At 40.0% G+C, this 14,783-nt stretch carries 13 protein-coding genes and 1 pseudogene; 1 reads left to right on the top strand and 13 read right to left on the bottom strand.

Translation table 11 applies throughout. The annotated features are described in order from the left end of the window. Positions 1 to 42: 42 nt before the first annotated feature. From M3175_RS10785 to M3175_RS10765, 5 genes and pseudogenes are all read right to left on the bottom strand, one after another. Positions 43 to 1,110: a PrsW family glutamic-type intramembrane protease gene (locus M3175_RS10785; protein WP_251518771.1), complete on the bottom strand. Its 1,068-nt coding sequence runs from the start codon at positions 1,108 to 1,110 to the stop codon at positions 43 to 45. 465 nt (positions 1,111 to 1,575) lie between these two features. Next, on the bottom strand, positions 1,576 to 1,860 hold the full coding sequence (locus tag M3175_RS10780) for a hypothetical protein (RefSeq protein ID WP_251518769.1): 285 nt from the start codon (positions 1,858 to 1,860) through the stop codon (positions 1,576 to 1,578). 227 nt (positions 1,861 to 2,087) lie between these two features. Beyond that, positions 2,088 to 2,744, bottom strand: coding sequence for a CoA transferase subunit B (locus M3175_RS10775; RefSeq protein ID WP_251518767.1), 657 nt, complete (start codon positions 2,742 to 2,744; stop codon positions 2,088 to 2,090). 18 nt (positions 2,745 to 2,762) lie between these two features. Further along, positions 2,763 to 3,452 (bottom strand): CoA transferase subunit A, encoded by a 690-nt coding sequence (locus tag M3175_RS10770; protein WP_251518766.1) that lies wholly within the window; start codon positions 3,450 to 3,452, stop codon positions 2,763 to 2,765. An 86-nt stretch (positions 3,453 to 3,538) separates the two neighbouring features. Next, positions 3,539 to 4,393: pseudogene (locus tag M3175_RS10765) on the bottom strand (acetyl-CoA C-acyltransferase); the annotation flags it as partial. 138 nt (positions 4,394 to 4,531) lie between these two features. On the opposite strand from M3175_RS10765, the gene M3175_RS10760 reads away from it, so the two are divergent. Then, a complete protein-coding gene (locus tag M3175_RS10760) occupies positions 4,532 to 5,422 on the top strand; it encodes a LysR family transcriptional regulator (protein ID WP_251519204.1) in 891 nt (296 codons plus the stop codon). A 76-nt stretch (positions 5,423 to 5,498) separates the two neighbouring features. Here the strand turns inward: M3175_RS10760 and M3175_RS10755 are convergent, their stop codons facing one another. From M3175_RS10755 to M3175_RS10720, 8 genes are all read right to left on the bottom strand, one after another. Further along, positions 5,499 to 6,152 carry a vWA domain-containing protein gene (locus M3175_RS10755; RefSeq protein WP_251518765.1) on the bottom strand — a complete coding sequence of 218 codons (654 nt, stop codon included), beginning with the start codon at positions 6,150 to 6,152 and terminating at the stop codon, positions 5,499 to 5,501. 80 nt (positions 6,153 to 6,232) lie between these two features. Continuing rightward, positions 6,233 to 7,234 carry a macro domain-containing protein gene (locus tag M3175_RS10750; RefSeq protein ID WP_251518764.1) on the bottom strand — a complete coding sequence of 334 codons (1,002 nt, stop codon included), beginning with the start codon at positions 7,232 to 7,234 and terminating at the stop codon, positions 6,233 to 6,235. A gap of 585 nt (positions 7,235 to 7,819) precedes the next feature. After that, positions 7,820 to 9,322, bottom strand: a complete 1,503-nt coding sequence (locus M3175_RS10745; RefSeq protein WP_251518763.1) for an amino acid permease — start codon at positions 9,320 to 9,322, stop codon at positions 7,820 to 7,822. Positions 9,323 to 9,463: 141 nt separating this feature from the next. Continuing rightward, positions 9,464 to 9,742: a YokU family protein gene (locus M3175_RS10740; RefSeq protein ID WP_251518762.1), complete on the bottom strand. Its 279-nt coding sequence runs from the start codon at positions 9,740 to 9,742 to the stop codon at positions 9,464 to 9,466. Positions 9,743 to 9,744: 2 nt separating this feature from the next. Beyond that, complete coding sequence (gene kamA / locus M3175_RS10735; protein WP_251518761.1) at positions 9,745 to 11,154, bottom strand: lysine 2,3-aminomutase; 1,410 nt, start codon at positions 11,152 to 11,154, stop codon at positions 9,745 to 9,747. 55 nt (positions 11,155 to 11,209) lie between these two features. After that, the gene (locus tag M3175_RS10730) at positions 11,210 to 11,689 is read right to left on the bottom strand and encodes a GNAT family N-acetyltransferase (protein ID WP_251518760.1); all 480 of its coding nucleotides are present in this window, start codon (positions 11,687 to 11,689) and stop codon (positions 11,210 to 11,212) included. Next, a complete protein-coding gene (locus tag M3175_RS10725; protein ID WP_251518759.1) occupies positions 11,607 to 13,187 on the bottom strand; it encodes a M81 family metallopeptidase in 1,581 nt (526 codons plus the stop codon). Before M3175_RS10725 ends, M3175_RS10730 begins: the two co-directional genes overlap by 83 nt. Positions 13,188 to 13,293: 106 nt before the next feature. Beyond that, on the bottom strand, positions 13,294 to 14,754 hold the full coding sequence (locus tag M3175_RS10720) for an aldehyde dehydrogenase family protein (protein ID WP_251518758.1): 1,461 nt from the start codon (positions 14,752 to 14,754) through the stop codon (positions 13,294 to 13,296). Positions 14,755 to 14,783 lie beyond the last annotated feature (29 nt).

Genomic DNA, 14,783 nt, shown 5'->3' with positions numbered 1-14,783 from the left:
AGCATTTTTTATACACTTTTTGTATCATGAAGTACTCTTCAACTAAGTGGTAGAGTGCATTAGTTTTCTCTCGCCTATCTCTTTCAGACCACCACGGATGAATAGGAAAACTGTAAGCCATGAGATAACCATCAAAATAACCTGTCCAAAAGGGAACATTCCTGGAATGGATGTGTCCCAAAGAGCATGTATTCCCACGACTAAGATAAACACTTGTAAAAATTTATTATTCAACAACATGTGAAATCGAAAAGGTTGGTCCTTTTGTACTCTGCAGAACGCAGCGCCTGTCAACGCGGCCCATGCAACATGTCCACCAGGTGCATAGATTCCCCTCAATAGGATCGTTCCATACAGGCTTACAGCATCTCCCGAAAGCAGTGCTCTAAGTGCGTATCCAGCCGTTTCAAAAGCGGCAAAGCCTGCCCCGACTGCTGCACCAATAAGCAAACCGTTTAAAATATATTTGTACCTACGATAGTGAACAAACGAGATGACGATGATGGTTTTCGCAAGCTCCTCAATAATTCCAATCGTAATCGGGTTGATGTTATTCTTTAGGATATCGAAAAACACGAGTGCAAGTAGCATGGAGAGAATGCCGCCAACTAACACCACATAAATCACACGGTAAATGGCTATATTCTGCGGGACATTCATCTCCCAGAAGAATATTAACGTGGTCAATGGAACCCCAAATGCCCCAACAATAATTAGTCCCGGTAGAAAGTTTGCATTTCCAAAGTAACTTGCACCTACGTAAAATCCCGCAAATACAAGGAGGGCAATAATGAATAACCGGGCAAATAGCCAAGGTTTGGGCCAGGTGTCTTTTACTTCTGATATTTTTGGTGTAGTAAGTGCTGTTCCAACAATAAACAGTCGTTCTGCTTCTAGTTCACTATGATCAGCAAAAACACGGGAAAAGATATTGACGAATTTCGGTTCAACCGACCGTTCCACCTTTGGAACAACATTTACATAACTGGCAAACTCATAAAAAAAGCTGTTTTCATCCTGTGGTGTATTCATTTTAAGGAACTTTTCTCCACAGCTTAAGCAGAACTTCGAATCAGTTGGATTGGCGTAATCACATTGTGAACATTTCAAAAAGTCCCACCTCTCTCAATTAATGTAGCTTGGTCTAAAGATTAAATTGCTTTTATGGGGAAAAATGATATCAAAAAGAGTATGTCCCAGAATCGGGAAATTATTTAATCTTTTATAACAACCAACACCAGGCTTTTTCAAGCATATTAAAACGCTTGGACAAAATGTTCTTCCAAGCGTTTAATAAGTGATATTTGCCTGGAAACCAATGCCCTCTGTCCTTTAATTATTGCCTTATTCGGACAATAGCTGTGGAAAAAGCTTAAGACAGGGCTAATGTTTTCATTAACTCCTTCATTATTGAAGTTGGTCACTTTCTTCTATAAAAAGTTTAAACAAATTTTCGATATGACTCCTAGTGACTATCGTAAACAGAATAGTCGATTGTCGTAAGAATGAGAATGAATGCTGATTCTTCAAACGAAGATCAGCATTTTTTTTCGGTTACGCACGTATGTACATTTATTAGAGTAATGTGGTTTCAATTATCCCTGTAACTATGATTACAATGAAAATCGCAGCAATGAAATGCACTCTTTTTACCTTTACATTACGCTGTTTAAGAATTTTCTTGAATAATTCAATCATCAGTCTCATTGCTAGTAATAAAAAGATGACATAAGGTAGTATTAAAAGCTTATTACTGAAATGAACATCAATCAATTGAATAAGTGATAACATAAATATGAAGGTAATTAGTCCACTAACATCTTCTTCTTTATAAAAAAGCCATTTGAAAAACTTCTTCAAATCATTTCCCCCTGTACAATCTTATTTCTCTAAGTAAAACTAACTCTTTAAGCCCTCTTTTCTTAATTTTACCACCTTTATCTGTCATTCAATTATCTTTTTTCTCAGCCCTTCTTCCAAATTAGTGCTTTCATCACAAAAAGCATTAATCCTACTCCTGGATTAATGCTTTTATTTTTCTTTCGATTTCTTCTTTTGATAATCTGGAATTAATTGCACACTATTTACTACGCATGACCAACCACTCGATCCGAAACAATCAACTCCGGCTCGGTAGAATCAATCACGTCCTGCACACTATAGCCTTGTGCCACTTCCACCAGTTTTAACCCATCCTTCGTTACATCAATTACGGCACGATCGGTGATGATTCGATCAACCACCTGTTGGCCTGTTAATGGCAACGAGCATTTTTTTAAGATTTTGGGCTGACCGGCCTTGTTTACATGCTCCATGATGACAATAATCTTTTTGGCTCCGTGAACTAAGTCCATCGCTCCGCCCATGCCTTTAATCATTTTTCCCGGTATCATCCAGTTGGCTAAATCACCGTTTTCGGAAACCTCCATTCCACCTAAGATGGCTAAATCAATATGACCACCACGTATCATGGCAAATGATTCGGCATTACTAAAGAAACTTGCTCCTTGTATGGCGGTTACGGTTTCTTTTCCTGCGTTAATTAAGTCTGGATCTACTTCTTCTTTACTTGGATAAGGACCAATCCCTAATAATCCATTTTCGGATTGTAAAACCACTTGCTTATTTTCAGACAGATAGTTTGCAACCATGGTTGGCATCCCTATGCCCAGGTTAACGTAGAAACCATCTTGAATTTCTTTTTCCGCTCTTTGAGCAATTTGTATTCTAACGTTTTTCGTCATCTTTGTCCCTCCTCTATTTTATACTTGAACCGTAAGTCGTTCGATTCTCTTTTCATGTTTCCCTACGATTAGTCCTTGCACATAAATACTAGGTGTATGAATTTGATCGGGATCTAGTTCTCCTACTTCTACAATTTCCTCAACCTCTGCAATCGTTATTTTCCCTGCTGCCGCCATCATAGGGTTGAAATTTTGAGCAGTCTTCCGATAAATCACATTGCCCATCTTATCTGCTTTCCACGCTTTAATTAAACTAAAATCAGCCGTAAGTGCTTCTTCTAGTAAATATTCCTTCCCATGAAACTGTCTTGTTTCTCTACCTTCTGCAATAGGAGTCCCCACTCCAGCTGGGGTATAAAAAGCAGGAATTCCCGCTCCACCCGCACGAATCTTCTCGGCTAAAGATCCTTGCGGTGTGAGTTGTACCTCTAATTCTCCACTTAGTACTTGTCTTTCAAACTCTTTATTTTCACCCACATATGATGAGATCATCTTTTTAATTTGTTTATTTTTGAGTAAAAGTCCAAGTCCCCAATCATCTACTCCACAGTTATTTGAAATGACCGTTAAATCTTTCACGTTCTTCTCACAAAGAGCTTTGATGAGGTTCTCTGGTATTCCCACCAGTCCAAATCCCCCAACCATAAGCGTCATACCGTCTGTAATGTCTTGTACCGCTTCTTCAAAACTAGTAAAGATCTTTTTCATGCTATTGCACCTCTTTTTCATAGTTTTCTATAATCGTTGAAACTCCTTGACCCCCACCGATGCATAATGTCGCTAGGCCATATTTTCCCTTCCTTCTCATTGGCACGAATCGTAACTAGTGGTTCAATACCAAGTTCTCTTGCCTTACGAAGACTCATCATGAGAACAGCTGCTGCCCCGTCATTAATTCCTGAAGCATTCCCTGCCGTTACACGACCGTCCTTTTTAAAAGCCGGTCTTAGCTTACCTAATTTCTCTACCGTGGTTCCCGGCTTCACATATTCATCTGTATTAAAAATAATAGGCTCTCCTTTACGCTGCGGTATTTCTACAGCGACTATTTCATCCTTGAATTTCCCTTCCTGAATTGCTTTTGCTGCTTTTTCCTGACTCCAGGCAGCAAATTCATCTTGCTCTTGACGCGTTACTTCATATTGGTCAGAAATATTTTCTGCCGTGATTCCCATATGATAATCATTGAACGCACACCACAAACCATCATGTATCATGCTGTCTATGAGGGTTTGATCTCCCATTCGAAACCCGTCTCGTACTCCCATAGATAAGTAAGGTGCTTGACTCATATTTTCCATCCCACCAGAGACAACGATTTCTGCATCTCCAGTTAAAATCGCTTGAGTCGCTAGATGAACGGCCTTTAATCCTGATCCACACACTTTATTTACCGTAAAAGCAGAAACATGCTCAGGAAGACCTGCGAGGATGGCTGATTGTCGAGCTGGGTTTTGACCAAGCCCTGCTTGAAGCACATTCCCCATGATCACTTCATCGATTTGATCACCACGAACTCCTACCTGTTCAAGTACCGCTTTTATCAATATTGAACCTAATTGAACAGCACTTACATTTTTTAAGCTGCCTCCAAATTGACCAACCGGCGTTCTTAAAGCGCTTACAATTACAACCTCGTTTTTAACCACTGCCTGTTCCTCACCCTCTATAGATTTAGTCAGAATTTTCAACCATCTATTTACTTTTAATTTACAGCAATATAACTTATGAGTAAAATGAATAATAGTTATAATTTATATTCCAATATAGAATAAGTGGTGATGATGATGGAATTAAAGGATCTTCGATATTTTACCGAAGTTGCTACATATGGCAGCTTCACAAAAGCAGCTGCAAGTACCTTTATCTCCCAACCAACTTTAAGTAAATCCATTAAAAAATTAGAATCAGAGCTTAAAGTAGAACTGTTTGAACGTTCCACACGTACCTTAATGTTGACGGATGCAGGAGAAATTGTTCTTAAGCAAGCTAGTAAAATATTAGGAGCAACAGATGAGCTTTCCATCTTATTAGACGATCTAATCCATTTAACCACTGGTAAAATTAAAATTGGGATTCCCCCATTAATAGGAACGCTTTTCTTCCCAGCGATAGCAAAAGCTTTTAAACAGCAATATCCGCAGGTATCTTTAGATTTAATTGAACGAGGCGCAAAACGAATTGAACAATTAGTGGACGAAGGTCAAGTAGATATCGGCATTATTGTCATTCCCACAGACGATAGTAAATTTGATATTACTCCGTTTATAAGAGAAGAGTTCATGCTTTATACAAGTACAAAGCATAATCTTGCCGCATTAAAAGAGGTCAGCCTTCAACAGCTATCAGAAGAGAGTTTTATCGTTTTTAATCGGGAGTTTGCCTTACACGAACTCATTATTAGAGAATGTCAGAAAGCAGGCTTTCAACCAAACATTGCTTACGAAAGTTCACAGTGGGATTTAATAACGGAACTGGTTGGAGCGGAGCTTGGTATTACTTTACTACCAAAGTCCATCCATAGAAAAATGGATCATACCCATGTTCAAATGATTAAAATAACGTCTCCCCCTATGTGGGAACTTGGATTTATTACCAAAAAAGAGAGATACCAATCATTTGCAGTTAGGGCTCTATTGGAGTTTGTTTCTGGGGAATATGACAAAACCATCCAATAGGATGGTTTTGGTAGTTTATTTAAAAACTCTGAGGAGTTGACCGCCTCTATGGATTCCCGAAATGTCTCGTAGTATCCTAATGACAACTCGAACGACGATTATAATCTCGCTCAATTCCTTCTTTCCAACTTCGATCCATTTTCTTTCCGCTTCGTAATATTATCACGGCCTCGCTCACCATCTCGTAATTCAACTGTGTTCCCATTTGGTCAGCATGGTAGTCCACCGCAAAGTCCTCATCAATTCCAAACTGTGCGGCCGTTGAAATGGCATCAATATTCGCCCCTAGAAACATGAAGTCCCATCCATATTTCTCTTTTTGGTGAGTGATCATTTTTTTGATTTTTTCAGAGGTAAATTCACGACTCGCATTTTCCATTCCATCCGTGGTGATGACAAATAGGACCTGATCGGCTCGTTCCACTACACTAGTATTTTTTTGGACATTCACGATTTTTTGAATAGAAAAGCCGATGGCATCGAGTAATGCCGTCGTTCCCCCTACTTCATAGTCACGTTCAGTGATGGGAGAGATGCCTTTTACATGGATCCGATCATGTAAGAGTTCATACTGATGATTAAATAATACCGTTGTAACGTAAGCTTCTCCTTCCGCTTTTTTCTGCTTATTCAGCATCCCATTAAAGCCACCAATGGTGTCCGTTTCAAGACCTGCCATAGACCCACTTTTATCTAGGATAAACACGACTTCCGTTACATTCTTTTTCATTCTTGTTTCCTCCACTTCATTTATTTATATTTGAAGGATATCAAGATTTGAAAAAGAAATGGTCGCTTTGAAAGCGACATTTATGCTCCTAGTAAGGGTTGATCCAATGCAAAAAGTGCTTCGTTGATTTCGTGAATATTATAATTGCCTTGTTGGATAAAAAATTCAATAATAACATCTAATTTACTGCTACGCGACAAAGTATATCCGGCAGCTGACAGCAAATCGTTGGTATCGTGTACATCTAGATGTAAAGCAATGGCAAAGGCAAGGGCTGTTTTCTTTGTAGGCGTGTAATCTACTTTATTACGAATTTTTGAAAACAAGCGACGATCCACATTTGCCCTTCTATAGGTCTCCACATCTGTCATTCCTCTTTCATCAATGAGCCGAAGCAACCGCTGCGAAAAGGACTCATCGAGTTCGCCAAAGAGATGCGCTAGATTATTTTCTAGTATAGGCTCATTCTTTTTTTCGTAAAAATCTTCCGGTACTTGCAAATCTTCCAGGATGAATCGCTCTTCTCGGCGATGAAATGTCTGTTCTACTTCCTCCACATAATGTTCATCAATATATTCATAGATTGATGAGAATAGCTTTTGACTTAACCCAAAGGATGTTTGGTCAAACACAACTAAATAGACAAGCATGTCATGCTGTAAAAGAAATTGACTAATCGTAGAAACGGCAATTTGTAAGGCCTCATCTTTTGGAAATCCATAGATCCCCGTCGATATTAGTGGAAAGGCGATGGATTCACATTGATTAGTTCTCGCTAGCTCCAGAGAATGAGTATAGGAATCCTTCAGAAGTCTGGATTCTTGATGAGAGCCACCCTTCCAAATGGGCCCTGGAGTATGTATGATGTTTTTGGCAGGCAAATGAAATCCATCTGTGATCACAGCCTGACCAACCGAACAGCCTCCTATTTTCTCACAAGCCTGTGTTAACTCCTTCACACCGGCAGCTTGAAAAATAGCCCCGCAAATACCACCTCCCATTCTTAATTCTGTATTTGCAGCATTTACGATGGCATCTACCTTCATCTTGGTGAGGTCGTGGCGGATAATCTCTAATGGCATGAATAAAATCTCCTTCCACACTAAAATTTCTTAATTACTTTGTTCTTAAAAAATATCTTAATAAGAAAAGCTTAACTTGTTCCTCTCTCATTTACCATAAAATACACTCCACTCTCGTCTAAAATGCCGTGACACGGACGAGATTCTTTAACAAAGATGAACTTTCCTTTTGACTTTTATATACTGTTGTAAAACCTTAAGCGGCAATTTTCTTATGCAAAGAATTTACCATTTCTATATTGTTAATGATCTAAACGTGATATTATAATAAATAACAGAATATTCTAAATACAATACTGATAAGGGAGGGGTCTATATGTGGGAACTGCTGTATCCTACTAGTATCACGGGAATAATCTTATTCTTAGTTGGTTCTTTTTTGACTGTTAACTCTTACATCGACAATTACAGGTCTAAACATAGATAATTTGAATTTGGTTTTAGAATAAAAAACGAACACCTGCCAAAAGGTGTTCGTTTCATTCTTATCCCCAAATCTCCTAAAAAATATCTACAATTTATTTCATCGTTCAATCGCTCACCTCATAGCTTTAAAATGGCGGAGCGAGACGAATCTCGATTTCTCTATTTAGATGACATCTCTTCAAATAGACATTCATCTAGCGGAACGACCTTCGTTTTATGAATGAGTTTAAACCCGAGCCAAAATGCCAAAAAGATTGGAAGACCAATATAAGACACGACTATTCCATACCAATCAATTTCACTTGTTAAAAAAGCTTGATAATTTTGACCAAAGATGACAAAGATACACATCGCAAAAGCGAAAATTGGACCAAACGGGAACCACTTCGCTTTAAACTTCAAGTCACTCATGTCTCTGCCCTGGGCGACATATGCTTTTCTAAAACGATAGTGGCTGACCGCAATTCCAAGCCAGGCAATAAATCCAGTTAATCCTGACGCATTTAATAACCATGTATACACTTGGTCTCCAAAAATAGAAGTTAAAAAGGCCAAGCCCCCGATAATCGTCGTGATGACAAGGGCATTCATCGGAATTCCGCGATCATTTACTTGTTGTAGAAATCTAGGTGCCTGGCCTTCCTTTGCCATAGACCAAAGCATGCGTGTCGATGCATATAAACCGGATGTTCCTGCCGATAAGACTGAGGTCAAAATAACCGCATTCATTACAGATGCTGCAAATGCAATGCCTACTTTCTCAAATACAAGGGTAAAAGGGCTAACAGCGATGTTGTCGACATCCCTACCTAACAGTTCAGGACTTGTATAAGGAATAATTAGGCCAATGACAGCAATGGCGACGATATAAAATAGTAGAATTCGCCAAAATACTTGTCGAATCGCCTTTGGTACGTTTTTCTCCGGCTCTTCACTTTCACCTGCAGCAATCCCCACGAGTTCCGTTCCTTGAAATGAAAAACCTGCGATGAGAAAAATACTTATTACGGACAATAGACCCCCATTAACAGGAGCATGTTCTACAGTAAAATTTTTAAACCCGATATAATCTCCTCCAAGGATACCTAAAATGGTGAGTATACCAACTCCAATGAAAACGATGATGGTCACTACTTTTATTAAGGAAAACCAATACTCGGATTCTCCGTAACTTTTAACCGACAATGCATTCAATAAAAAGATTAGACCTAAAAACAGGGTACTCCACACGATGCTCGGTACATCCGGAAACCAGAACTTCATAATAATAGCTGATGCAACTATTTCAACCGCAAGTGTAACTGCCCAGTTGAACCAATAGTTCCAACCGAGCGCAAAACCAAATGCTGGATCGACAAAACGGCTACCATATGTTGAAAAGGACCCGGAAACCGGCATTAATGTTGCCATTTCACCTAGACTTGTCATCAGAAAATAGACCATGATGCCGATAGCTCCATAAGCAATTAGCGCACCACCAGGTCCAGCTGTTTGAATGGACGCCCCTGTCGCTAAAAATATCCCTGTACCAATTGACCCTCCGATAGCAATCATCGTCATGTGACGTGCCTTTAGATTGCGTTTAACATGCTCTTTACCCCTTTTATCATTTAGAATATTCTGATTATTATGTTCATTTTTATAGCTATTGAGTGATCCCATTCTTGTCCTCCCTACTCCCGTCTTTATTTAACATTGTGAGAAAACGAAAAAAAGATTACATATTCCCTTCAAATTTATATTGAATTTGAAGGGAATACCTTGACCATTCACTCTATATCGAAAACGGATACATTTTGTTGTTTATCTTGAAAAATCAAAGTAGTTTCTCTTCAATAATCGTGGAGTAGCCATAAGCGTTTCATACTTCATACTTTTTTCAAGCTTTGAGCAATCAATTAAGAATAGATGATCCTCAATTTCTTTGACCGTACGATCTGTTTGATAGATCATTCCGCATTCTAAGCAATGAATAGATGGTGTGTCTTGTATTTCGATCGCATTTGTTCCATCTGGAAGTTCCCAATACACTGTGTTGCTCGTTTCACTTGCTGTATCTGATTCGCACCATTGACAAATCAATATTATTCCTCCTTTGCACCCACTGTTTCATATTTCTTCATTTGCGATTGGAATTTTTTCTCTTTTAACTCGTCGCGTTTGTCACGTTTATCTTTTAATGAACTATGTTCAATATTTTCCATATACGTTTTTCGGCGATCTAAACGTTTTAATCCTTCAGGTGTAAGGTTAAATTTCGTATCATCAATAATGGATAGTACGCCATTACTTTCAAACTTTTCAAACACTTCGGGATATACCTTCTTATAATAATCGTCAGCACTTCCTGACTGATAATTTGTTGGTTCCGGATAAGATGTGATAACACCTTCAAAGTTACGTAATACAACTTTATTAGAACTTTGAGAAATGATATAGTTCGGCTGCAAAGGAATTTTACCTCCTCCCCCAGGGGCATCAACAATAAATGTTGGAACAGCATATCCTGATGTATGACCGCGAAGTCCTTCCATGATTTCCAATCCTTTGCTGATTGGTGCACGGAAATGGCCAATCCCTTCCGATAAATCACATTGGTAAATATAATATGGGCGAACGCGAATTTTAACAAGGTCATGCATAAGTTGTTTCATGATTGGTACACTGTCGTTAATGCCTGCCAAAATAACAGACTGATTACCAACAGGTACACCAACATTTGCAAGCATTTCACATGCACGCTTCGATTCTTCCGTAATCTCAATAGATGTATTGAAATGCGTATTTAACCAGACTGGATGATACTTTTTCAAGATATTACAAAGATTTTCTGTAATACGCTGTGGAAATACGACTGGTGCTCTTGTACCAATACGAATAATTTCTACATGTGGAATCTCACGTAAATTCTTTAAAATATATTCTAGAATATTGTCATTAATAAGGAGCCCGTCTCCTCCGGAAATTAAAACATCTCGAATTTGGGGGTTAGATGCGATATAGTTAATGGCTGTGTCTAATTGTTTCTTTGGAACACCCATTCCGATTTGTCCAGAGAAGCGTCTTCTTGTGCAGTAACGACAGTACATGGAGCATTGGTTTGTTACTAGGAACAACACGCGATCCGGATAACGATGTGTTAATCCAGGTACTGGTGAGTCTTCATCTTCGTGAAGAGGATCTTCTAAATCATATCTTGTTTTATTCAATTCCGCAGAAATCGGAACAGACTGCATTCTAACCGGACATCTTGAATCATCTGGATCCATAAGCCATGCATAATATGGTGTGATGTTTAATGGAATTGTTTTTGTTGAGATTAAAACTCCTTGCTCTTCTTCTGGAGTTAAGTTAACGACTTTCTTTAAGTCTTCTAAATTTTTGATTGTATTTGTCAACTGCCAAACCCAATCGTTCCATTGATCCTCTGTAACATCCTTCCAAAGCTCGATCTCTTTCCAATGTCTTTTTGGTTGGAATAAAGTGTTTCTCATCATAAACTCCCCCTAAATTATTTTTTTGACGAATTCTCCTCGGAACATTAATTTATTAAGATATGTGGCATTCCATATAATAGCGATTTTCCCCTTCACCAAATTCATCTAATCTAGTCTCTTTAATGGCAAACCCTAATTTTTCATATAGCTTGACGGCTGCGTTGTTTTTAGTACTGACCGTTAAGCAAACCTTACGAAACCCATCTTGCTTTAGAATCGGATAAATTTCCTGTAAAAATAATTTCCCGATTCCTTTCCCTTGTTGGTCGGAGCGGACATAAAACCCGAAAATGTAGGCTTTATGGATATCATTGTAAGCTCTCATTACTTCGCAAATCGCAATCGGCTTAGGATCATTTTGCTGCCGGTATTGAATGAGTTTCCCGTAGCGTGTAAGAGGGACAAGTGCTTGTTCGTCAACTGCCCCTAATCCCGGAAACGCATCTTGCTCAAGCTCCATCATTATTTTTAGCTGTTCTGGATTTAATGAAGCTGGTACTTCGACATAATAGGTTTTGTTCAATGTTTCCATTATTCTTTCCTCCTTCATATTCGATATCATCCAGAGGCCAAATGGGCTTAGGAATGTGACGATACGTAAAAGTGGTTAAACGATTGGAGGCAACACCAGGTGCATCTACATAAATGATAGGGCCAACAATCGGTTCAAACGCTGCCCGAAAATGATTCTTAGCCTTTAACCCAAGAATTCTCTTTGTCGAAGGCTCAAGGCCAATATGACGAAACATTTCCGGATCATTCGCTGACATTGGTCTTCCTATGAGGAGAATATCCATCTTGCCAACGCGAATGTGAGCTGCCCCCTTTAGATCGACTCTTAAATGCTGATTGAACGGCCCAGAATTGTAAAATACACCATCTGATAGAGCCACTACCGTTGCTTCGACCTGAACAGACTCCCCAAATTCAGGCGATACTTTCCCTCCAAGAGACAACATGACCTTATTTCCGGCTCCCATCTTGCGGCAAGCCTCAATGGATTCTGGATCGTAGAGTCCTCCAAAAAGCGTGTCGGGAATGTTCATCTTGACCATCTCCCGAAGCAGTTCTGTTGTGTCGCCACTCCCGCAACTTAGAGGATTATCCGAGATGTCCGCTAGCACGATTGGTTTGTTATCTTCAATCGTTATCGCCAAATCGAGCCCCTCTCTTACACCAGGCAAATCCATGATAAATTCTTCTCTTACACTCCAGAACAAGGATGCCATCTTTTGGGCAGTCTCTTTTCCTTTTTTCGGATCGAGCGAAACAACAAGTACACTTGCACCGACCATCGGAATATCCGAGTAAGGGAAGCCACCAAATACGGACACATGATGAATTCCTTCTTCCTCTTCGGCTTGTTTCGCCCACTCGATCATTTTGTGCATCGGCCCTTCTGCAGTTCTCATATTGATAGAGGGCGGCATCATCGGCAATTTTTCAAAAGATGCGTAATAGGTGACCTCTTCTTTTAATTGCTTTAATAAAGCGATTGCCGCATTCATACCTTGTTCATACATATCAATATGGGGGTATGTTTTAAATCCAAAATGAAGTGGGGTGTAATCAATCATTTTTCCACTTAAATTGGCGTGCATGTCAAGTGTTGTCGCAATTGGGACATTCGGTCCGATAAGCCCGCGAATTTTTCCTAGTAAATGCTCTTCCGGATCGAGGAGGTGCTCCACGACCATTGCTCCATGCAATGCAAGCAATAATCCGTCCAGCCTTCCAGCCTCCCGTATTGACTGGAGCATTTGCTCTTCAATAATGGAATACGCTTCTGTTGTTACCACGCCCGATGGGACTGCTGCCGCACAAAGCAGCGGTAAAATTTCTACATCCCTTTCTTGTTTCAATACATCCAAAAAACCGCCCACTTCCGTTTTGGTACCCATATAGGCAGCATAAATTTCCTCGCCGACAAAGTAGCCTTCATTTCGAAACTGTTCGATTTCTGTTTTCATAGGGCTGAAACTGTGGGATTCATGGTAGAAGAATGCAATACCAATACGATGTTTTCTCATGTTATCCCCCTTCGTATTTGACCAAAATTTTATATATTGCGTGACCATTCCACCAAATAAATGGGAGAGGCTGAGTTTGACACTACCTGTTAGACATTGTCGTTCATCAATAGTTGGTATAGATGGACTTCCACTCTGTCATAACATCGAATGCATGGTGGGAAACTTCTCGGTGACCATTTCCGGACATTTTCATTCCCCCAAACGCCACACCCATCTCAGCATTTGACGTTCCGTTATTAATGTAGACAAGTCCGCTTACCGCTTCCTTTGCCGCACGATTCGCATAATGAAGGCTCTCCGTATAAATGGAAGTTGATAGCCCATAAATCGTTCCGTTATTTATCTCCATGGCTTCCTCATAGGAATCAACTTCAATGATCGCAAGAACCGGACCAAATATTTCTTCCTGCGCAATCGTATCCTTCGGTTTCACATTCTCAAGGATTGTCGGCTCATAATAATAGCCGCCCAATTCTTTCATACGCTTTCCACCTGACACCATTTTTCCGCCTTCATCAATCGCTTTTTTCACATATTTCTCGACCGTATGAAGCTGTTCTTCATTTACAAGAGGGCCCACTTGCATCCCTTCTTCTAGTCCATTTCCTATTTTCATAGACTGTGTTAAATCTACTACTTTTTGTACGAGCATTTCCTTTACTGGGCGTTCGACAATGACTCGACTTGCCGCTGTACAGCGCTGACCAGTCGTCGTAAAAGCTGATTTTACGATTCCGTCTGCCGCTTTGTCCAAGTCCGCATCCTTCAAGACGATCACTGCATTTTTCCCACCCAATTCCAATGAAATACGTTTTAACGTTTTACTGCCCATTTCAGCCAGTTTTTGTCCGACTTCTGTTGAGCCCGTAAACGAAATGACTTTAACATCTGAATGTTCTGCCAGTGTTTGACCGACTTTTCTTCCTGAACCGGTAATTAAGTTCACAACCCCAGCTGGCAACCCGACTTCATCTAACATTTCGACAAAAATCTTTGCCGATAATGCAACCTCTGAAGCAGGCTTCCATACGACCGTATTACCAGCAATCAGGGCTGAAAAGATTTTATAGGAAGCAAGTGCAACTGGAAAGTTCCAGGGAGTGATGCACGCCACAACACCGAGAGGCTCACGGACCATTCTTACGTTCCGGTCTACGAAACCGGCAGGGATCGTTTCTCCAAAGAGGCGTCGTCCCTCGCCTGCCATATATTGTGCAGTCGCGATGACCACTCCCACTTCGCCTAAAGACTCAGTCAGCACTTTTCCCATCTCCATTGTCATAACACGAGCAAGTTCCTGTTTTCGTGTTTCAAACAGTTGGGCAACTTTCATTAAATAAGCTGCTCGCTCTGGAATGGGGGTGTTCTTCCATTGTAAATACGCTTCATTCGCTTTTTTGACAGCCTTATCCACTTGCTCCGTTGTGGCAGCCGCACATATGCCGACAAGTTCCCCTGTGGCCGGATTTAAGCTTTCAAAGTAGGACTGATCGGGGGCACTTACCCATTTTCCATTTATATAAAGATCTCCCTGAAGAATATCTGTTTTGATTGGACTAGACATAAACCTGACCTCCTTTTTCGTGTATTCCA

The organism is Robertmurraya korlensis, assembly GCF_023715225.1.
In the GTDB taxonomy this organism is placed as follows: domain Bacteria; phylum Bacillota; class Bacilli; order Bacillales; family Cytobacillaceae; genus Robertmurraya_A.
The sequence above is the reverse complement of the archived record's forward strand: the minus strand, read 5'-3'. Positions and strand labels throughout refer to the sequence as shown.

Excerpts from the sequence above, each read along its gene's own strand:
- M3175_RS10775 (WP_251518767.1), bottom strand. The coding sequence starts at position 2,744 with ATGACGAAAAACGTTAGAATACAAATTGCTCAAAGAGCGGAAAAAGAA.
- M3175_RS10770 (WP_251518766.1), bottom strand. The coding sequence starts at position 3,452 with ATGAAAAAGATCTTTACTAGTTTTGAAGAAGCGGTACAAGACATTACA.
- M3175_RS10760 (WP_251519204.1), top strand. The coding sequence starts at position 4,532 with ATGGAATTAAAGGATCTTCGATATTTTACCGAAGTTGCTACATATGGC.
- M3175_RS10755 (WP_251518765.1), bottom strand. The coding sequence starts at position 6,152 with ATGAAAAAGAATGTAACGGAAGTCGTGTTTATCCTAGATAAAAGTGGG.
- M3175_RS10750 (WP_251518764.1), bottom strand. The coding sequence starts at position 7,234 with ATGCCATTAGAGATTATCCGCCACGACCTCACCAAGATGAAGGTAGAT.
- M3175_RS10745 (WP_251518763.1), bottom strand. The coding sequence starts at position 9,322 with ATGGGATCACTCAATAGCTATAAAAATGAACATAATAATCAGAATATT.
- kamA (WP_251518761.1), bottom strand. The coding sequence starts at position 11,154 with ATGAGAAACACTTTATTCCAACCAAAAAGACATTGGAAAGAGATCGAG.
- M3175_RS10730 (WP_251518760.1), bottom strand. The coding sequence starts at position 11,689 with ATGGAAACATTGAACAAAACCTATTATGTCGAAGTACCAGCTTCATTA.
- M3175_RS10725 (WP_251518759.1), bottom strand. The coding sequence starts at position 13,187 with ATGAGAAAACATCGTATTGGTATTGCATTCTTCTACCATGAATCCCAC.
- M3175_RS10720 (WP_251518758.1), bottom strand. The coding sequence starts at position 14,754 with ATGTCTAGTCCAATCAAAACAGATATTCTTCAGGGAGATCTTTATATA.